The sequence below is a fragment of the Streptomyces sp. NPDC017202 genome (genome assembly GCF_044331705.1).
GTDB lineage: Bacteria > Actinomycetota > Actinomycetes > Streptomycetales > Streptomycetaceae > Streptomyces.
The window spans coordinates 173,657-191,451 of the sequence record NZ_JBIRNP010000006.1 but is presented as its reverse complement, the minus strand read 5'-3'; the positions used below and the strand labels follow the sequence as shown (position 1 = coordinate 191,451).

Sequence of the window (17,795 nt, the reverse complement as noted above, 5' to 3'; positions counted from 1 at the left end):
GTCAGCGTGCCGCGCGACGCGCCTCCGCGCCATGGAGTTCGCCGCCGGGAGTCCCTGGGGAAAACCCCACCCCCCCTCGCCCCGGCCGTGACGGCCTGCTTACCGGGTTCCTTGCAGAAAGCCCCGGCGTTCACGCCGGGGATGAATGCGTCTCAAGGCTGCTCTGACGTGTGTCTTGGAGCGGACGTTTCTGCTGCTCGATGTACTGGCGGATGATCGTCAACGGTGCCCCGCCGCACGATGCGGAGAAGTAGGAGGGTGACCACAGGTGCCCGTGCGTGACGGCGGGGTGGATGTGGCCGGTGAACTCCCGCCGTATCCGGCGGGCGGAGACGCCCTTGAGGCTGTTGACCAGCTTGGAGACGGCGACCTTGGGCGGGTAGTTGATCAGGAGGTGGACGTGATCGCGTTCGCCGTTGAACTCCTTCAGCTCCGCTTCGAAGTCCTCGCACACCTTGCGCATGATCTCTTCGCAGCGTGTCAGCATCTCGTCGGTGAACACCCCGTGCCGGTACTTCGTGACGAAGACCAAATGCACGTGCATCGCCGAAAACACATGCCTGCCAAGCCTGTAATCGTTTCGATCATCGATGAGACCAATCGTAGTAGGAGCGCGGGTGTGCAGCTCCGCTACAACTACCGGGCCTATCCGGACGCCGCTCAGCGCCGTGCGCTGGCGCAGGCGTTCGGGTGTGCCCGCGTGGTGTGGAACGACTGTCTGCGCGACCGCAAGGAAGCACACGCGGCAGGGCTGCCGTACGTGACGTCGGCGGAGCTGTCCCGGCTTCGCATCACCCAGGCCAAGCGCACCGCCGAGCGCGCCTGGCTCGCCGACGTGTCGGCGGTCGTCCTGCAGCAGTCCCTGCGGGACCTGGACACCGCCTACAAGAACTTCTTCGACAGCCTCAAGGGCAAGCGGCAGGTCCGCAAGGTCGGGCCGCCCCGCTACAAGTCGAAGAAGGACACCCGGCAGTCGATCCGCCTTAACACCAACGCCTTTTCCCTCCAGGGCGACGGCACGGTGTACGTGGCCAAGGTCGGCGATCTCAAGGTGAGGTGGTCCCGTCGCCTTCCGGTCGCACCCACGTCCCTGACCGTCACCAAGGACAGCTGCGGCCGGTACTTCCTCAGCTTCGTCGTCGACACCGAACCGGACGTCCTTCCCGAGGCGGCGACCGAAGCCGGTGTCGACCTCGGCCTGTCCGCCTTCGCGGTCCTCTCGGACGGGCGGAAGATCGACAGCCCGCGTTTCCTGCGCCGGGCGGAGAAAAAGCTCAAACGCCTTCAGCGGGAGCTGTCCCGCAAGGTCAAGGGGTCGGAGAACCGGGCCAAGGCCCGCATCAGGGTCGCACGCCAGCACGCCCGTGTGGCGGACCGGCGCCGGGACTTCCACCACAAGGCATCCACACAGATCATTCGCGACAACCAAGCGGTGTACGTGGAAGACCTCGCGGTGTCCGGCCTCGGCCGTACCCGGCTCGCCAAGTCCGTACACGACGCGGGATGGTCCGCGTTCGTAAGGATGCTGGAATACAAGGCGGTCAGGCACGGCCGTACCTTCGCCAAGGCGGACCGCGCCTTCCCCTCCTCCCAGGTCTGCTCGGCCTGCGGATTCCGGGACGGCCCCAAGCCCCTGCACGTCCGGCAGTGGACGTGCGGCGAATGTGGCACCGTGCACGACCGCGACCACAACGCAGCCCGCAACGTCCTCTTCGAAGGATGCCGTATCGTCGCCGCCGGGCGGGCGGAGACGCTAAACGCCTCGTGGAGCGCCGGTAAGACCAGGACGAAAATCCCGGCCCAGCGCGGTGAAGCAGGAAGCCCCCGCAAGGGTCAGACGACCCGGACCGGAATCCCTGGACTTTAGCCCAGGGAGCACGTCAACGTGTCTTTATCAGGCCCTAGACTCCCGTGCGTACAGATCGTCGAACAGGCCGAGGTCGGGTCGGGGAGCGAGGGACGGACCGTGCCGCAGTCGTCGCAAGCAGCGCTGAGGGAACCCACGGTCGTCGTGGCGTCGGACTACTTCGACTCCTACGCGGTCGTCGGACTCCTCGCCGTCATCGGCGTGCTCTTCGTCGCGGTCGCGTTCGGCGCGGGCCGCCTGCTGCGCCCCGTGGTGCCCACCCCCGAGAAACTCCTGACGTACGAGTGCGGCGTCGACCCCGTCGGCGAGGGCTGGGCCCACACCCAGGTCCGCTACTACGTCTACGCCTTCCTCTACGTCATCTTCGCCGTCGACTCGATCTTCCTGTTCCCCTGGGCGACGGTCTTCGCCGCCCCCGGCTACGGCGCGGCCACGCTCGTGGAGATGTTCGTCTTCCTCGGCTTCCTGGCCGTGGGCCTGCTGTACGCCTACAAGAAGGGCGTCCTGACATGGACGTGAACCCGCCCACCCCCGAGCCGGTGGCGACTCCCGAGCCGGTACTGCTCCCCGAGCCGGTGAGGATCCCCCCGACCGAGCAGAGCCGGGAGCGGGGAAAGCTCGGTGCCCTCGCCCGCCTCGCCCCGGAGCCGATGAAGGTCGTCCTGAACTGGGGCCGCCGCTACTCGCTCTGGGTCTTCAACTTCGGCCTCGCCTGCTGCGCGATCGAGTTCATCGCCGCCTCCATGGCCCGCCACGACTTCATCCGCCTGGGCGTCATCCCCTTCGCGCCGGGCCCGCGCCAGGCCGACCTGATGGTCGTCTCCGGCACGGTCACGGACAAGATGGCCCCGGCCGTCAAACGCCTCTACGAGCAGATGCCCGAGCCGAAGTACGTCATCTCCTTCGGCGCGTGCAGCAACTGCGGCGGCCCGTACTGGGACTCGTACTCCGTCACCAAGGGCGTCGACCAGATCATCCCCGTCGACGTGTACGTCCCCGGCTGCCCGCCGCGCCCCGAGGCGCTGCTCCAGGGAATCCTCAAGCTCCAGGAGAAGATCGCCCGCGAGTCGCTGGGGGAGCGCTACGCCACCGGCGCCGACCGCCCCTCGACGGCGGCCCTCCAGAGCGGGCTCGTCCGGCCGCCGGCCGCGGCCCGAGCCGCGGAGGGGCACGGAGACGCGGAGGGGCACGGAGACGCGGAGGGGCACGGAGACGCGCAGGGGGACGTCCGATGACCACCGTCGGCTGGCTCCCTGCCCCCGCCGAGGACCTCTTCGGCCCGGAGGCCACCGCCGAGGAGTCGTACGAGGTCCTGACGGTCGACGTACCGCCGCGGTCCTGGACCGCGGCACTGCTCACGGCCCGCGACCGGCTGTCCTGCACCTACTTCGACTGGCTCAGCGCGGTCGACGAACCGGGCACCGGCTTCCGCGTCTCGGCCCACGTCGTCGCCCTGGCGCCGGTCCGCCGGCTGCTGCTGCGCACGACGGTCCCGCACGAGGCCCCGACGCTCGCCTCCGCCGTGGACGTCTACGCGGGCGCGGCCTGGCACGAGCGCGAGACCCACGAGATGTTCGGCGTCGTCTTCGACGACCATCCGGCCCTGGACCACCTCCTCCTCCCCGAGAATTTCGAGGGCCACCCGCTCCGCAAGGACTTCGTCCTCGCCGCCCGCGTCGCCAAGGCCTGGCCCGGCGCGAAGGAACCCGGCGAGTCCGAGCACGGCGGCCCCAAGCGCCGCCAGATGCTCCCCCCGGGAGTTCCCGACCCCAACGAATGGGGCCCCTTGAAGGGCCAGCTCCCCGCTGCCCCGGCCCGCCCCGTCCGAGCATCCCGCACAGCCCCCGGCGACCGCCCGGCCCGCCCGGCAGGCGACCGCCCGGCCCGGCGCGCACGAACGGCGTCCGAGGGCTCGGCCAGCCAGACGACCAGCCGGACGGCGGAGCAGACGGTGGGGCAGACGGCGGAGCAGGAAGCGACCCGGGAACCGACTCGGGAAGTGAGCCCGGGAACGGGCCGAGTGGCGGGCGAAGCGGCGAGCCGAGCGGCAGGCCGGCCGGCCGCGGAGGCGCCGCCCACCCAGCCCACTGCGCCCGCACGCCCCGCACGACGAGTGCGGACGGCCGCCGAGGGCTCGGTGAGCCAGTCGTCCGACCGGACCCCGCCCCAGCCCACCGCCCGGCCGCGAACCCCGTCGGCGGCCGGAACCGAGGGCGCCTCGGCTCCGACCGCTCCCCGGAGCGCCTCCGGAGCCGGCCCCCGCCGTTCCCGAAGCGCGAGCGAGGGGTCGGCCTCCCAGCGGGCAGAGGACGCGTCTCCAGGGGAGACGTCTCCGGGCGACGAGTCCCCGGCCCAGGAGACAACGGCCCAGGAGGCACCGACTCCGGAGGCAACGGCCTCGGAGGGAACGGCTCCGGAGGCACCGGCCCCCGGCGTGACGCCTCCGGACCGGACAGCCACCGACCCTGCCGCTCCGGACTCCTCGGCGTCCCGACCCCCGGCGGTCCCCCACGACGCGGCGTCGTCCGCCCCGCCGGCCGCCTCCGAGGACCCCGCCGGCCGTCGGTCGGCCACCGGCAGCGGGGCGTCCCGCCGCGCGCGGGCCTCCCGCAGCGCCGATGCCCCCTGGCACCACGCCCGCCCGGCGTTCGACGATCCGCAACGGGACCCGAGACACCCCGAGCCCGACACGGATCACCCGGATCACCCGGACGCCGCGCCCGCTCCAGCTCCCGGGAACGACCAGCCCGACAACGACACCCCCGACAACGACACCCCCGCGAACCCCCAGGGAGGCCCGCAGTGAACGACGCTCTCGACGTCGCCCTGCGACTCCTGATCGTCTTCGTCGTCTTCCTCACCTTCCCCCTGATCGTCGGTCAGACCGAGCACAAGGTGATGGCCCACATGCAGGGCCGCCTCGGCCCCATGTACGCCGGTGGCTTCCACGGCTGGGCCCAGCTCATCGCGGACGGTGTGAAGTTCGCGCAGAAGGAGGACATCGTCCCCGCGGGCGCGGACCGCCGTATCTTCCAGCTGGCCCCCGCCGTGGCCCTGCTCCCGTACCTCCTGGTCCTCCTCGCCATCCCCGTCGGCCCCGGCGAGGGCGCCGTCGGCGAGGTCGTCGACGCCGGCGTCTTCTTCGTCCTGGCCGTCATGGGCGTCGGCGTCCTCGGCTCGCTCATGGCCGGCTGGGCCAGCGCCAACAAGTTCTCCCTCCTCGGCGGCCTGCGCACCGCCGCACAGCTCCTCGCCTACGAACTTCCGATGCTGCTCACCGCAGCCTCCGTCGCCATGGCGGCCGGCACGGTCTCCCTCCCCGGAATCGTCGACGCCTTCGAGTGGTGGTGGCTGCCCTGGCAGATCGTCGGCGCGATCGTCTTCTTCGTCGCCGGCCTCGCCGAACTCCAGCGCCCCCCGTTCGACATGCCCGTCGCCGACTCGGAGATCATCTTCGGCGCCTACACCGAGTACACCGGCCTCCGCTTCGCCCTGTTCCTCCTCGCCGAGTACGCCGGAATCGTCGTCCTGTGCGGTCTGACCACCGTCCTCTTCCTGGGCGGCTGGCACGGCCCCTGGGGCGCCGACGGCCTCGGCTGGGTCTGGACCCTGCTGAAGTCCGCCGTCCTCGCCTTCGTCGTGATCTGGCTGCGCGTCACCTATCCCCGCTTGCGCGAGGACCAGCTCCAGAAGCTGTCCTGGACCCTCCTCGTCCCCCTCTCCCTCGCCCAGATCGCCCTCACCGGCGTCGTCAAGGTGGTGATCTCCTGATGTCCCGCCCGTCACCCGACCACCGCCCCGCGACGACGCCCTCCGTGCGCCCCCGCCGGTCGATTCCCGGCTCCGGCCTCGCCAAGGGCCTGGCCGTCACCCTCCGCACGATGACGCGGAAGACCGTCACCGAGCAGTACCCGGACGCCCAGCCCGACCTCCCGCCCCGCACCCGCGGTGTGATCGGCCTGTTCGAGGAGAACTGCACGGTCTGCATGCTGTGCGCCCGCGAGTGCCCGGACTGGTGCATCTACATCGACTCCCACAAGGAGATGGTCCCGGCGGCGACCCCCGGCGGCCGCGAACGCAGCCGCAACGTCCTCGACCGCTTCGCCATCGACTTCGCCCTGTGCATGTACTGCGGCATCTGCATCGAGGTCTGTCCTTTCGACGCGCTGTTCTGGTCCCCGGAGTTCGAGTACGCCGAGACCGACATCCGTGAACTCACCCACGAACGGGACAAGCTCCGCGAGTGGATGTGGACCGTGCCGGCCCCGCCCGCCCTCGACCCCGGCGCGGAGGAACCGAAGGAGATCGCCGCCGCCCGCAAGACGGCCGAGAAGCTGGCTGCCGCTCCGACCACCCCGGAGACGGAGACGCGGACCACACCGGCGACGCAGGACACCCGGGCGGGCCGGGCCGCTCCGCCCGGACCGGACAACCCTCAGGGAGGCGAGGCGTGACCCTCGCTCAGGCACCTCACGGCTTCCTCTCCCCGACCGGTGTGGAGATCACCTTCGTCCTCGTCGGCCTGGTGACCTTCGGCGCCGCCCTCGTCACCGTCACCACCAAACAGCTGGTGCACGCCGCCCTCTGGCTGGTGGTGTCCCTCGGCGGCCTCGCCGTCGAGTACCTCCTGCTCACCGCGGAGTTCATCGCCTGGGTGCAGGTACTGATCTACGTGGGTTCCGTCGTCGTCCTCCTCCTCTTCGGTCTGATGCTCACCAGAGCGCCCATCGGCCGCTCCCCGGACGCGGACTCCGGCAACCGCTGGGCCGCCCTCACGGTCGCCGTCGCCGCCGCGGCCGCCCTCGTCTGGGTCGTCGTCGACGCCTTCCGCGCCACCTGGATCGACCTCGACGGCCCGGCCGCCGGCTCCACCGAGGCCACCGGCGCGAGCCTCTTCCAGAACTGGGTCCTCCCCTTCGAGGCTCTCTCCGTCCTGCTCCTCGCGGCCCTGGTCGGCGCGATCGTCCTGTCCCGCAAGGCGAAGGCGGAGTCGAGCTCTCCTCCTCTGAACTCCCGAGCCACTGGCAAGAGTTCCCCGTCCGTCCCGGATGCCCGGAAAAATCCGGCCGAGCAGGAAGGCGCCCGCTGATGCACCTCGCCTATCCCGCCGTCCTCTCCGCCCTCCTCTTCTGCACCGGCCTGTACGGCGTCCTCGCCCGCCGCAACGCGATCCTGGTCCTGATGTCGGTCGAGCTGATGCTCAACGCCGTCAACCTGAACCTCGTCGCCTTCGACGTCTGGCTCAGCCGGACCGCCGAGGAGACCCTGCACTCCGGTCAGGCCCTGACCCTGTTCACCATCGCCATCGCCGCCGCCGAGATCGGCATCGGCCTGGCGATCGTCCTCGCCGTCCACCGCAACCGCGGCACCGCGGACATCGACAAGCTGCGCGACACCGCCGAGGGCCACGAGAGCGCCGAGAGCGATGAGCCCGCCGACGGCACCGGCCCCACGGCCGAGAAGGCTGAGGCCACCGCGTGACCACGACCACCCTCGCCGTCCTCGTCCCCCTCCTGCCGTTCCTCGGTGCCGTCACCGGCCTGCTCCTCGGCCGCACCGCCCCCGGCTTCGTGCGCCCGCTCGCCGTCCTGCCGACCCTCGCCTCCCTCGTACTGGCCGTGACCGTCGCGGTACGCCAGGGCGGGGACGCGGCCGTCGACGCCGTCACCGAGCTGACGCCCACCGGTTCCGTCCCGATCGAACTCGCCCTGCACATCGACGGCTTCGCCGCCCTCGTCGCCACCCTGGTCGGCCTTGTCGCCACCTGCGTGCAGATCTACTCGACGGGCTACCTGCGCGACGACCCGCGCTACCCCTCGTACGCCGCCCTCGTCTCCCTCTTCACCTCCGCGATGTTCCTCGTCGTCTACTCGGGCGACCTGATCGTGCTGCTGGTCGGCTGGGAAGTGATGGGCATCTGCTCCTACTTCCTGGTCGGCCACTACTGGGAGACCCCGGAGGCCCGCGCCGCCTCCATCAAGGCCTTCCTCGTCACCAAGCTCGGCGACGTCCCCTTCCTCATCGGTCTGCTCGCCCTCGCCACCGACGCCGGCTCCTTCCGGATCACCGAGGTCCTCGCCACGGTCGTCCACGGCGGACTCGACCACCCGACGCCCATCGCCCTGCTGCTCCTGGCCGGTGTGGCCGGCAAGTCGGCGCAGTTCCCGCTGCACACCTGGCTCCCGGACGCGATGGCCGGCCCGACACCCGTCTCCGCGCTCATCCACGCCGCGACCATGGTCGCCGCCGGTGTCTACTTCGTCGCCCGTCTCCTCCCGGTGTTCGAGGCCTCCCGGGCCGCGATGGTCGTCCTCGCCGTCATGGCCGCCGTCACCATGGCCGGCTCGGGTCTCGCCGCGCTCGCCCAGGACGACATCAAGCGGGTCCTCGCCTACTCGACGATCGGCCAACTCGGCTACATGACCGGCGCCCTCGCCGTCGGCGACCGCGGAGCCGCCGTCTTCCACCTCCTCTCCCACGGCGCCTTCAAGGCCCTGCTGTTCCTCGCGGCCGGCGTGATCATCCACGCCGCCGGCACCAACTCGCTGGCCGCCATGTCCCGCACGACCGGACTGCGCGACCGCGTCCCGGACGCCTTCTGGACGATGACCGTGGCCCTCCTCGCGCTCGCCGCGATCCCGCCCTTCAGCGGCTTCTTCTCCAAGGAGACCGTCCTCGGCGCCGCCGAGCACGTCTCCACCGGCCACACCGAGCACGCCCCCGCCGCGGCCGGCTGGATCGTCCTCGTCGCCGGCCTGCTCACCGCCGTCCTCACCGCCGCCTACGCGACCCGGCTGTGGCTGCTGGCCTTCCGCGGCCACGGCCCCGAGGTCCCCGACCACGGCCGCCAGCCGCTGACGATGACCGTGGTGCTGTGGGTCCTGGCCATCCCGTCCCTCGCCCTCGGCGGGTTCGCCTACCGCTCGCTGCCCGACTGGTTCGACGGCCGTGACCTCGCCCCGACCCTCACCACCTCCGTCCTCGGCACCGGCCTGGCCCTCGTCGGCGGCCTGGCCGTCTACAGCGCATGGCGGCACACCACCGCACTCGCGGCCCGCTTCCCGCTCGGCGCCGTCGCCGCCCACCCCGAGGGCGACGCCGGACTCGTCGAGGCCGAGGCCATCGCGACCCACGCACCCGCCTACGGAGACGTGGCCTCCGCACCCGATCCGGCGGACCCCGGACGGTTCCTGCTCGGCCCCCTGCACCGCCATGCGGCCACCGGCTTCCACCTGGATGCCGTTTACACCACCGCGTTCGTCCGCCCGGTGCAGGCCGCGGCGAGCCTCGTCCGGTTCCTCGACCGCGAGGTCGTCGACACCTACGTACGCGGCGCGGGCACCCTGCCCCGCTGGCTCGGCGCCGCCGTACGGCGCGCCCAGACCGGCAACGTCCAGACCTATGTGAGCGCGCTGCTCGCCGGCACCGTCGTCCTGGTGGTCGCCGCCGTCCTCGTCGCCGCGGGAGCGTGAGCAGGCGTGATCGATATCAGTGAGTCCCTGATGCAGTTCCTTCTGGCATTGATCGTGGCCGGCCCGCTCCTCGGCGCGGTCACCGCCCTCCTGCCCGCCCCGCCCGGGCTGAAGGGGAAGTCGCCCGAGCAGGCCGTCCTGCGGCACGGCGTCACCGTGACCGGCGTGATCCTCGTCGCCGCGATCGTCCTCGCGCTCGGCTTCGACCACGACCAGCCGTCGAAGATGCAGGCCACGACCGACATCAGCTGGATCCCCGCACTCGACGTGCGCATCCACCTCGGCATCGACGGCATCTCCCTCCCCCTCCTGGTCCTGACCGCGCTGCTGACCTTCCTGTGCGCGCTCTACTCGTACTTCAACCTGCCCGCGGGCCCGAGCCCGAAGGCCTTCGTCGCGCTCCTGCTCGTCCTCGAGGCCGGCACCCTCGCCACCTTCGCCGTCCTCGACCTGCTGCTGTTCTTCCTCGCCTTCGAGACGGTCCTGATCCCGATGTACTTCCTCATCGCCCGCTGGGGCGGCGCGGGCCGGACCCGGGCGGCCTGGAAGTTCATCCTGTACACGCTGCTCGGATCCGTGGTCATGCTGCTCGGCCTGCTCCTGATCGGACTCCAGGCGGGCACCTTCGACATGGTGGCACTCGCCACTGACAACGGCCGGTCCCTGACCGCATCCGTGCAGGTCACCGCTGTTCTGGCGATCGGTGTCGGGCTCGCGGTGAAGACCCCGATGTGGCCCCTGCACAGCTGGCTGCCGGACGCCCACACCGCAGCCCCGACCGTCGGCTCGGTCCTGCTCGCCGGCGTCCTGCTGAAGATGGGCACGTACGGGTTCGTCCGGATCGTCCTCCCGGTCGCGCCCGACGGTTTCCACACCTTCGCGCCCTACCTCGCCGCCCTCGCCGTCGTCGGCATCATCTACGGCTCCCTGGCCTGCCTCGCCCTCGCCAAAGAGGGCGCCAAGGGAGACCTCAAGCGCCTGATCGCCTACTCCTCCGTCGGCCACATGGGCTTCGTCCTGCTCGGCATCGCCTCCACGACCCCGACCGGCGTCAACGGCGCCCTCTTCGCCAACATCGCCCACGGCCTCATCACCGGCCTGCTGTTCTTCCTGGTCGGCGCCCTGAAGGACCGCACCGGCACCACCGACCTGGACACCCTCGCGCAGGAGACCGGGGCCGCGCTCTACGGCAAGGCCCCCCGCCTCGGCGGCCTCCTCGCCTTCGCCGCGGTCGCCTCGCTCGGCCTGCCCGGCCTCGCCGGGTTCTGGGGCGAGATGCTGGCCCTGTTCGGCGCCTTCGACCCCGCCGACGACCTCAGCCGTCCCGCCTTCCTCACCTTCACCGCGATCGCCGCCTTCGGGACGCTCCTGACCGCGGCCTACCTCCTCGCCGTGGTCCGCCGCGTCTGCATGGGGGCCGTCCCGCAGGACGCCCCGCGCCTCACCGACGTCCGCACCTACGAGTTCGCGGCCTGGACACCGCTCGTCGTCCTCACCGTCGTCGCCGGCCTCTGGCCCAAGGCACTCCTCGGCCTGACCGACCCGGCCGTGCAGCAGCTCCTCGCAGGAGGCAACCGATGAGCCACCTCGCCGCCGCCCCCTCGCTCGTCCAGTCCGTCGACTGGCTCGCCATCGCCCCACCCACCCTCACGGCGGTCGTCGGACTCGTCGTCCTCGTCGCCGACCTGTTCGTGCCCGACCGCCGCAAGCCGCTCCTGGGCTGGCTCTCCGTCGCGGGCCTGGCCGCCGCCACGGCCCTCCTGCTGCCACTCCTGGACGGCGACCGCTCCACCTTCTGCCTGACCGCCGACACACGCGTGTGCAGCTACACGGCCGACCACTTCACCCTCGCCATCCAGTTCCTGGTGCTGGGCGGGGCGCTGCTGGCCGCCCTCCTGTCGGTCACCGCCCTGAAGGACGAGCGCGGACGGCTCCCCGAGGGCGAGTTCTGGTTCCTGCTCCTGTCCTCCGCCGCGGGCGCGGCCCTCCTGCCCGCCTCCCGCGACCTCGCCACCCTCGTCGTCGCCCTCGAGGTCGCCTCCCTGCCCGCCTTCGCCCTCGTCGGCATCCGGCACGGCGACCGGCGCTCCTCCGAGGCGGCCCTGAAGTTCTTCCTGTCGTCCGTCACCGCGACCGCCGTCAGCCTCCTGGGCATCAGCTTCGTCTACGCCACGACCGGCACCCTCCACCTCACCCAGGTCGCCGACCGCCTCCAGGACGTCGACGGGCAACTGCACACCCTCGCCCAGACCGGCGTCGTCCTCACCCTCATCGGCTTCGCCTTCAAGACGGCCGCCGTCCCCTTCCACTTCTGGGTCCCCGACACCTACGTCGGCGCTCCCCTCCCCATCGCCGCCTACCTGTCGGTCGTCGGCAAGGCCGTGGGTTTCTCCGGCCTCATCCTCGTCACGGTCGTCGCCTTCCCGTCGTACGCCGACGTCTGGGGCCCCGCGCTGGCGGCACTGGCCGCCCTCACCATGACCGTCGGCAACGTCGGCGCCCTCCGCCAGCAGGCCACGCGCGCGTACAGCGCCGTACGTCTGCTCGCCTGGTCCTCCGTCGGCCAGGCCGGCTACCTCCTCGTCCCGATCGCCGCCGCCGCGTACTCCGACGACCCCGAGCACGCCGTCGGCTCCACCGTCGCCTACGCCCTCATGTACGCCGCCGTGAACCTGGGCGCCTTCGCCGTCGCGGCCCTGGTCGGCCGTACGCACGCCGCGAACCGCGTCACGGACTACCAGGGCCTGTACGCGAGGAACCCGCTCTCCGCGCTCGTGCTGGCCTTCTTCCTGCTCTGCCTCGCCGGACTGCCGCCCGGCATCATCGGACTCTTCGCCAAGGTCACCGTCTTCTCGGCCGCCGTCGACGCCGGCCTCGGCTGGCTCGCCGTCGTCATGGCGGCCAACGTCGTGATCGCCCTGTACTACTACCTCCGGTGGACGGCGCTCCTCTTCCGCGCCCCCGAGGGCGAAACCGGCAAGCACCCCGTGCCCGCGCCCCTCACCGCCGCGATCGCCCTCACCGCGGTCCTCGGCATCGCCCTCTCCGGCGCCCCGCAACTGGTCCTGCGTTTCGCCGACACCGCCCTCTTCTGAGGCGTCACCCGGACGGCCCACGCCCGCCGCCGGGAGCACGAGGGAACCCGGGGCCCTCGTCTGGCGTTGTCCAAAACGGGAGGTTCCACTGGACGTGGCACCACGACACCAGCGGAACCGCAGATCAGAAGGCAAGATCCGCAAGCGAAGGGTTCCCCTGCCGCACGACTTGGAGGGCGTACCGTGCACCGCCGGCACAACGGGCTCAGGACCGCAGTACTCCTCGGGGGACTGTCCGCACTCATCATCGTCATCGGCAGCTTCTTCGGCCGCGCGGGGCTCGTCGTCGCGGTCCTGATCGCGCTCGGCACCAACGCGTACGCGTACTGGAACAGCGACAAGCTGGCCCTGCGCGCCATGCGCGCCCGCCCCGTGAGCGAGTTCGAGGCCCCCGGCCTTTACCGCATGGTCCGCGAGCTCTCCACCCAGGCCCGCCAGCCCATGCCCCGCCTGTACATCTCCCCGACCGAGGCCCCCAACGCCTTCGCCACCGGCCGCAACCCGCGCAACGCCGCTGTGTGTTGCACGGAGGGCATCCTGCGCCTCCTCGACGAGCGCGAACTGCGCGGCGTCATCGGCCACGAGCTGAGCCACGTCTACAACCGCGACATCCTCATCTCCTCGGTGGCCGGCGCCCTCGCCTCGGTCATCATGTTCCTGGTCAACTTCGCCTGGCTGATCCCCGTGGGCCGGTCCAACGACGACGACGGCCCCGGCATCCTCGGCATGCTGCTGATCATGATCCTCGGTCCGCTCGCCGCCAGTCTCATCCAACTGGCCATCAGCCGCTCCCGCGAGTACGAGGCCGACGCCTCCGGCGCCCAGCTCACCGGCGACCCCCTGGCCCTCGCCGGTGCCCTGCGCAAGCTCGAACTGGGCACCAAGCAGCTCCCGCTGCCGCCCGAGCCCCGCATCGAGACCGCGAGCCACATGATGATCGCGAACCCGTTCCGCCCGGGCCAGGGCCTCTCCAAGATGTTCTCGACGCACCCGCCGATGGCGGAGCGCATCGCCCGCCTCGAGAAGATGGCAGGACACCAGTGAAAACCATCCTGAACGTCATATGGCTCATCCTCAGCGGCTTCTGGCTCTTCCTCGGATACGTGTTCGCAGGCCTGCTGCTGTGCATCACCATCATCGGAATTCCCTTTGGCGTCGCGGCTTTCCGCATCGGCGTCTACGCCCTCTGGCCCTTCGGGTACACGACGGTCGAGCGCCGTGACGCGGGAGCCCCGTCCTGTCTCGGCAACGTCCTCTGGCTGGTCCTGGCCGGCTGGTGGCTGGCCCTCGCCCACATCGTCACCGGCATCGCCCTGTGCCTCACGATCATCGGCATCCCGTTCGGCATCGCCAACTTCAAGCTGATCCCGGTCTCACTGCTCCCGCTGGGCCGCGAAATCGTGCCCACGGACCAGCCGTTCGCCGCACGCTGATCGCCGCACGCTGATCGCCGCACGCCCACCGCGGCGGTCGGAGCGCGGTTGTCCACAGCCCGCTGCTTTTCCACAGGCCGCCCCCGATGTCAGCGGCAGCCCGCACCATGAACACATGACGGAGAACGAGCAGGCGAAGAAACCGCCCGCAGGAGCCCGGGCCCACGCCCGACACCACCAGGCGTCCCGAATACCCGGCCGGCGCGTCCAGACCGCGTAACGGGCCCGGTCGTGCGGGTCCGGGTCCGGGCCCGGTCGTACGGGTCCGGTGACGCCCAGGCGTCACGGGTGCCGCCGCCCCCCGACCACGCCACACCGCTGGCCGCGCCGGCGACCCGCCCGTCGGTGCCCCCACCCGCCCTACCCGCGCCCTCTCCCCGACCCCACCCGCATCCGCACCCCGTACGCGGCCACGCCCACCGCCAGCACACCCGCCCCCACGACCACCGAGGTTCCCGGCAGCGCGAACGCCAGGACCAGGCAGCCGAGGAGGCCCACCGCCGGCAGGGTCCGCCTCAGCGGGGCCGAATCCAGCGTCCACGCCGACGCGTTGGCCACCGCGTAGTACGCCAGCACACCGAAGGAGGAGAAACCGATCGCGCCGCGCACGTCCACCGTGGCGGCGAGGACCGCGACCACCGCGCCCACGGCCAGTTCGGCCCGGTGCGGCACCTGGAAGCGCGGATGCACGGCCGACAGCACGCCGGGCAGATGCCGGTCCCGCGCCATGGCCAGCGTGGTCCGTGAGACACCCAGGATCAGGGCCAGCAGCGAACCCAGCGCGGCCACTGCGGCCCCCACCCGCACCACCGGCACCAGCCCCGGCACGCCCGCGGCCCGCACCGCGTCCGCCAGCGGCGCGGCAGCCCGCCCGAGACCCCCCGACCCCAGCACGGAAAGGACGGCGACCGCCACACACACGTACACGACCAGCGCGATGCCGAGCGCGAGCGGGATCGCGCGGGGGATGGTCCGCGCCGGATCCCGCACCTCCTCGCCGAGGGTCGCGATGCGCGCGTACCCCGCGAAGGCGAAGAACAGCAGCCCGGCGGCCTCCAGCACCCCGCCGAGCCCTCCGGAGGTCCCGATGTCCAGCCGCCCAGCGTCGGACTCCCCGGAGCCCAGACACACGACGACCACGGAAGCGAGGACCGCCAGGACCACCGCCACGATCAGCCGCGTCAGCCAGGCCGACTTGTGGACGCCGCCGTAGTTCACCGCGGTCAGCACCACCACGGCCGCGACCGCCACCGCGTGCGCCTGCCCCGGCCAGACGTACGCCCCGACCGTCAGCGCCATCGCCGCACAGGAGGCCGTCTTACCGACCACGAAGGACCAGCCCGCGAGATATCCCCAGAACGGGCCGAGCCGTTCACGCCCGTACACATAGGTGCCGCCCGAGGCCGGGTACAGCGCGGCCAGGCGGGCCGACGACATGGCGTTGCAGTAGGCGATGACGGCGGCGAGCGCGAGTCCGAGCAGCAGCCCGGAGCCGGCGGCACGGGCGGCGGGCGTGAGGGCGGCGAAGATGCCGGCGCCGACCATCGAGCCGAGCCCGATGACCACGGCGTCCCCGACACCCAGAGTGCGCCGCAGTTCGGCGGCCGGTCCGGGCTGTGTCATGGGTCGCACCCTACTGAGCCGGGGAACCACCGGGTGTCGCCAGGACGTCGTCCCCGGTGACACCGCACGAACGGGCCGTGGACGACGCGCGGACGCACAGCCTGACCGGAGCGAGATCACAGCTCCGGGACGGTGCGGGCACAGGGCGGAAGGGCAGGGTCAGGACATGAGCATCATCAGCTGGATCATTCTGGGGCTGTTGGCCGGGGTCATCGCCAAGGTACTGCTGCCGGGCCGGGACCCGGGCGGCTTCATCGGCACCACCGTCATCGGCGTGGCGGGCGCGTTCATCGGCGGTTGGATATCGGCCCGTTGGCTGGACCATCCCATCACCAAGGACTTCTACGACGGCGCCACCTGGGCGGCGGCGATCGGCGGATCGCTGGTGCTCTTGATCGCCTACCGCATCCTGTTCGGCAACTCCCGGGACTGACCGCGAACTTGCTGCCCCGGCATCGGCTTCGAGCCTTCGAGCCCTCGGGTCCGCCCGCCGTACCCGCTGACCGCCAGCCGTACCCGCGGCCCGTCCGTCCGCCGGGACGGACGGGCAGGGCGACTGCTGCCGCTGCGCCTGCCCTTCCGTCCCGCTGCCAGGCCCCGGGGAGCCGGGACCTACCGGTAGTTCACGAACTGCAGCGCGAAGTCGAAGTCCTGACCCTTCAACAGGGAGATGACGGCCTGGAGGTCGTCACGGCTCTTGGAGCTGACGCGCAGTTCGTCGCCCTGGACCTGGGCCTTGACGCCCTTGGGGCCCTCGTCGCGGATGAGCTTGGCGACCTTCTTCGCGTTGTCCTGGGAGATGCCCTCCTTGATCTCCGCGAAGAGCTTGTACTCCTTGCCGGAGAGCTGGGGCTCGCCCGCTTCCAGCGCCTTCAGCGAGATCCCGCGCTTGATCAGCTTCGACTGGAAGACGTCGAGGACGGCGTTCACCCGGTCCTCGGAGTTCGCCTCCATGAGGATCTTTTCTCCGGACCACGAGATCGAGGCGCCGACGCCCTTGAAGTCGTAGCGCTGGGAGATCTCCTTGGCGGCCTGGTTGAGGGCGTTGTCGACCTCCTGCCGCTCGACCTTCGAGACGATGTCGAAACTGGAGTCGGCCATGTCCTGTGGCTCCTTGATATCGGGGTGCGTATCGGATGCGTGTCGGCGTGTGTGGGGCTGCCGTCGAGCCCGGCGTGGGACGCGGGCCGCATCCGGACAAGCCTAGCCACCCGGCCCGGCCGTGGCGGTGAGGAATCCGGGTGGCGAAGCACCCCTCCCCATCGGGTATCGTTTACGTCGTTGCCGGAGACCACCGCCGAAAAGCGGTTCGAACGGCGGCAAACCCGGCGGTGTGCCCGAGCGGCCAAAGGGAGCAGACTGTAAATCTGCCGGCTCAGCCTTCCCAGGTTCGAATCCTGGCGCCGCCACGCTGAGTAAGACCCCCTCCGAACTGCGGAAACGCAGGGCGGAGGGGGTCTGCTTCGTTTCCGGCCGTTTTCTCTGGTCCGGACGGGTGGTGCGGGACGGCGCTCGGCTCGTCGGCCGCCGGACGGCGGCTCCACCGACGAGCCCGGCACGGACGAGAGCCCCGACGCCCACCCCCTGCGGGCCCCTGGACGAGAGCCCCGCCACCGACCCCGCTGCGGGCCTGGGCGGCGGTCCTGCCGCCTACCCCGCTGCCGGCCCGGAGGGCGGTCCCGACGCCGGTCCCGACGCCGGTTCCGACGCCTCCTCCCGTTCCCGTGTCTTCGCGGCTTTCCGCACGTCCGCTTCGACGTCGTTACGGGATCTGTTCTCGTCCTTGGCGTACTCCGTGAGCGCGGCCTGGGCGTCGCGGGCGAGGTCGCGCCAGGCGCGCCAGGCGGTCTCGTAGGTGTCGGTCTGGGCCTGGGGCCAAGGGGCCGCCGTGGGCGCGCCGTAGGTGTCCCGCAGGTGCAGGACCCTCGCGTGCGCCTCGTCGGCCGCACGCTGTTTCGCCACGAGTTCCTCGAAGGTATGTGCCATATGTAGCGATGCTAGGGAGAGGACGCCGGTCGCGCGCGGCGAACGGGGCGTGCGTTGCCGCGCGGGACCCACGTGGCGCACTGGGGCAGACTGGGCGCATGTCCAGCCGCCGCAGAACCTGCCCCGAGTGTCGTCGGGAGATCGCCGTCGTCGCCGGACGGTTCGCCCGGCACGACCCGCCCGGCGCGCGCGAGAACGGCCGGCTGACGTCCTGCCCCGGCTCGCGCAGCGCGGCACAACTGGGTGCCGTCCAGCCCTCGTTGGACGGGTACGTGGTGTCCGACATCCCCGGCCAGCTGCCCTTGTTCTGAACGCGTCC

The 17,795-nt window shown here is 71.4% G+C and carries 19 protein-coding genes and 1 tRNA gene; 16 read left to right on the top strand and 4 right to left on the bottom strand.

Annotated features, from left to right (window positions below; translation table 11 throughout):
* Positions 1-130 precede the first annotated feature (130 nt).
* The gene (tnpA, locus tag ACH4N1_RS15045) at positions 131-592 is read right to left on the bottom strand and encodes an IS200/IS605 family transposase (RefSeq protein ID WP_398097534.1); all 462 of its coding nucleotides are present in this window, start codon (positions 590-592) and stop codon (positions 131-133) included.
* A 27-nt stretch (positions 593-619) separates the two neighbouring features.
* Between tnpA and ACH4N1_RS15040 the strand changes: the two genes are divergently transcribed.
* The 13 genes from ACH4N1_RS15040 to ACH4N1_RS14980 all read left to right on the top strand — a co-directional run bounded on the left by ACH4N1_RS15040 (position 620) and on the right by ACH4N1_RS14980 (position 13,867).
* On the top strand, positions 620-1,867 hold the full coding sequence (locus ACH4N1_RS15040; protein ID WP_398097327.1) for an RNA-guided endonuclease InsQ/TnpB family protein: 1,248 nt from the start codon (positions 620-622) through the stop codon (positions 1,865-1,867).
* 123 nt (positions 1,868-1,990) lie between these two features.
* Entirely contained in the window at positions 1,991-2,386 is a 396-nt protein-coding gene (locus ACH4N1_RS15035; protein ID WP_382779888.1) for an NADH-quinone oxidoreductase subunit A, read from the top strand.
* Positions 2,377-3,102 (top strand): NADH-quinone oxidoreductase subunit B, encoded by a 726-nt coding sequence (locus tag ACH4N1_RS15030; protein ID WP_398097325.1) that lies wholly within the window; start codon positions 2,377-2,379, stop codon positions 3,100-3,102. The genes ACH4N1_RS15035 and ACH4N1_RS15030 overlap by 10 nt, the downstream gene beginning before the upstream one ends.
* Positions 3,099-4,673, top strand: coding sequence for an NADH-quinone oxidoreductase subunit C (locus ACH4N1_RS15025; RefSeq protein ID WP_398097323.1), 1,575 nt, complete (start codon positions 3,099-3,101; stop codon positions 4,671-4,673). The genes ACH4N1_RS15030 and ACH4N1_RS15025 overlap by 4 nt, the downstream gene beginning before the upstream one ends.
* Positions 4,670-5,638 (top strand): NADH-quinone oxidoreductase subunit H, encoded by a 969-nt coding sequence (locus tag ACH4N1_RS15020; protein ID WP_398097322.1) that lies wholly within the window; start codon positions 4,670-4,672, stop codon positions 5,636-5,638. The genes ACH4N1_RS15025 and ACH4N1_RS15020 overlap by 4 nt, the downstream gene beginning before the upstream one ends.
* 110 nt (positions 5,639-5,748) lie before the next feature.
* A complete protein-coding gene (locus ACH4N1_RS15015) occupies positions 5,749-6,321 on the top strand; it encodes a 4Fe-4S binding protein (protein WP_398097533.1) in 573 nt (190 codons plus the stop codon).
* Entirely contained in the window at positions 6,318-6,956 is a 639-nt protein-coding gene (locus ACH4N1_RS15010; RefSeq protein WP_398097321.1) for an NADH-quinone oxidoreductase subunit J, read from the top strand. Before ACH4N1_RS15015 ends, ACH4N1_RS15010 begins: the two co-directional genes overlap by 4 nt.
* The gene (gene nuoK, locus ACH4N1_RS15005) at positions 6,956-7,348 is read left to right on the top strand and encodes an NADH-quinone oxidoreductase subunit NuoK (protein WP_398097319.1); all 393 of its coding nucleotides are present in this window, start codon (positions 6,956-6,958) and stop codon (positions 7,346-7,348) included. The genes ACH4N1_RS15010 and nuoK overlap by 1 nt, the downstream gene beginning before the upstream one ends.
* The gene (locus ACH4N1_RS15000) at positions 7,345-9,339 is read left to right on the top strand and encodes an NADH-quinone oxidoreductase subunit L (RefSeq protein ID WP_398097317.1); all 1,995 of its coding nucleotides are present in this window, start codon (positions 7,345-7,347) and stop codon (positions 9,337-9,339) included. The genes nuoK and ACH4N1_RS15000 overlap by 4 nt, the downstream gene beginning before the upstream one ends.
* A gap of 6 nt (positions 9,340-9,345) precedes the next feature.
* Positions 9,346-10,920, top strand: coding sequence for a NuoM family protein (locus ACH4N1_RS14995; RefSeq protein WP_398097316.1), 1,575 nt, complete (start codon positions 9,346-9,348; stop codon positions 10,918-10,920).
* Complete coding sequence (locus tag ACH4N1_RS14990) at positions 10,917-12,434, top strand: NADH-quinone oxidoreductase subunit N (RefSeq protein WP_398097315.1); 1,518 nt, start codon at positions 10,917-10,919, stop codon at positions 12,432-12,434. Before ACH4N1_RS14995 ends, ACH4N1_RS14990 begins: the two co-directional genes overlap by 4 nt.
* Before the next feature lie 183 nt (positions 12,435-12,617).
* Positions 12,618-13,478: a zinc metalloprotease HtpX gene (htpX, locus tag ACH4N1_RS14985; protein WP_398097314.1), complete on the top strand. Its 861-nt coding sequence runs from the start codon at positions 12,618-12,620 to the stop codon at positions 13,476-13,478.
* Positions 13,475-13,867 carry a YccF domain-containing protein gene (locus tag ACH4N1_RS14980; RefSeq protein ID WP_382782503.1) on the top strand — a complete coding sequence of 131 codons (393 nt, stop codon included), beginning with the start codon at positions 13,475-13,477 and terminating at the stop codon, positions 13,865-13,867. The genes htpX and ACH4N1_RS14980 overlap by 4 nt, the downstream gene beginning before the upstream one ends.
* A gap of 360 nt (positions 13,868-14,227) precedes the next feature.
* On the opposite strand, the gene ACH4N1_RS14975 is transcribed toward ACH4N1_RS14980, so the two are convergent.
* Complete coding sequence (locus ACH4N1_RS14975; RefSeq protein WP_398097312.1) at positions 14,228-15,490, bottom strand: APC family permease; 1,263 nt, start codon at positions 15,488-15,490, stop codon at positions 14,228-14,230.
* 166 nt (positions 15,491-15,656) lie between these two features.
* Between ACH4N1_RS14975 and ACH4N1_RS14970 the strand changes: the two genes are divergently transcribed.
* A complete protein-coding gene (locus ACH4N1_RS14970; protein WP_363089004.1) occupies positions 15,657-15,923 on the top strand; it encodes a GlsB/YeaQ/YmgE family stress response membrane protein in 267 nt (88 codons plus the stop codon).
* Between the two features lie 179 nt (positions 15,924-16,102).
* Here ACH4N1_RS14970 and ACH4N1_RS14965 read toward each other — a convergent pair whose 3' ends face one another.
* Positions 16,103-16,591: a YajQ family cyclic di-GMP-binding protein gene (locus ACH4N1_RS14965; RefSeq protein WP_382782494.1), complete on the bottom strand. Its 489-nt coding sequence runs from the start codon at positions 16,589-16,591 to the stop codon at positions 16,103-16,105.
* Between the two features lie 226 nt (positions 16,592-16,817).
* Here ACH4N1_RS14965 and ACH4N1_RS14960 point away from each other — a divergent pair.
* Positions 16,818-16,899, top strand: a tRNA-Tyr gene (locus ACH4N1_RS14960).
* Positions 16,900-17,140: 241 nt separating this feature from the next.
* Here the strand turns inward: ACH4N1_RS14960 and ACH4N1_RS14955 are convergent.
* Positions 17,141-17,476: a hypothetical protein gene (locus ACH4N1_RS14955; RefSeq protein ID WP_398097310.1), complete on the bottom strand. Its 336-nt coding sequence runs from the start codon at positions 17,474-17,476 to the stop codon at positions 17,141-17,143.
* A 98-nt stretch (positions 17,477-17,574) separates the two neighbouring features.
* On the opposite strand from ACH4N1_RS14955, the gene ACH4N1_RS14950 reads away from it, so the two are divergent.
* Entirely contained in the window at positions 17,575-17,787 is a 213-nt protein-coding gene (locus tag ACH4N1_RS14950) for a hypothetical protein (protein ID WP_382795854.1), read from the top strand.
* Positions 17,788-17,795: the final 8 nt, after the last annotated feature.

Excerpts from the sequence above, each read along its gene's own strand:
- ACH4N1_RS15015 (WP_398097533.1), top strand. The coding sequence starts at position 5,749 with ATGACGCGGAAGACCGTCACCGAGCAGTACCCGGACGCCCAGCCCGAC.
- ACH4N1_RS14990 (WP_398097315.1), top strand. The coding sequence starts at position 10,917 with ATGAGCCACCTCGCCGCCGCCCCCTCGCTCGTCCAGTCCGTCGACTGG.
- ACH4N1_RS14950 (WP_382795854.1), top strand. The coding sequence starts at position 17,575 with ATGTCCAGCCGCCGCAGAACCTGCCCCGAGTGTCGTCGGGAGATCGCC.
- ACH4N1_RS14970 (WP_363089004.1), top strand. The coding sequence starts at position 15,657 with ATGAGCATCATCAGCTGGATCATTCTGGGGCTGTTGGCCGGGGTCATC.
- ACH4N1_RS14955 (WP_398097310.1), bottom strand. The coding sequence starts at position 17,476 with ATGGCACATACCTTCGAGGAACTCGTGGCGAAACAGCGTGCGGCCGAC.
- ACH4N1_RS14975 (WP_398097312.1), bottom strand. The coding sequence starts at position 15,490 with ATGACACAGCCCGGACCGGCCGCCGAACTGCGGCGCACTCTGGGTGTC.
- ACH4N1_RS14965 (WP_382782494.1), bottom strand. The coding sequence starts at position 16,591 with ATGGCCGACTCCAGTTTCGACATCGTCTCGAAGGTCGAGCGGCAGGAG.
- ACH4N1_RS15025 (WP_398097323.1), top strand. The coding sequence starts at position 3,099 with ATGACCACCGTCGGCTGGCTCCCTGCCCCCGCCGAGGACCTCTTCGGC.
- ACH4N1_RS15030 (WP_398097325.1), top strand. The coding sequence starts at position 2,377 with ATGGACGTGAACCCGCCCACCCCCGAGCCGGTGGCGACTCCCGAGCCG.
- nuoK (WP_398097319.1), top strand. The coding sequence starts at position 6,956 with ATGCACCTCGCCTATCCCGCCGTCCTCTCCGCCCTCCTCTTCTGCACC.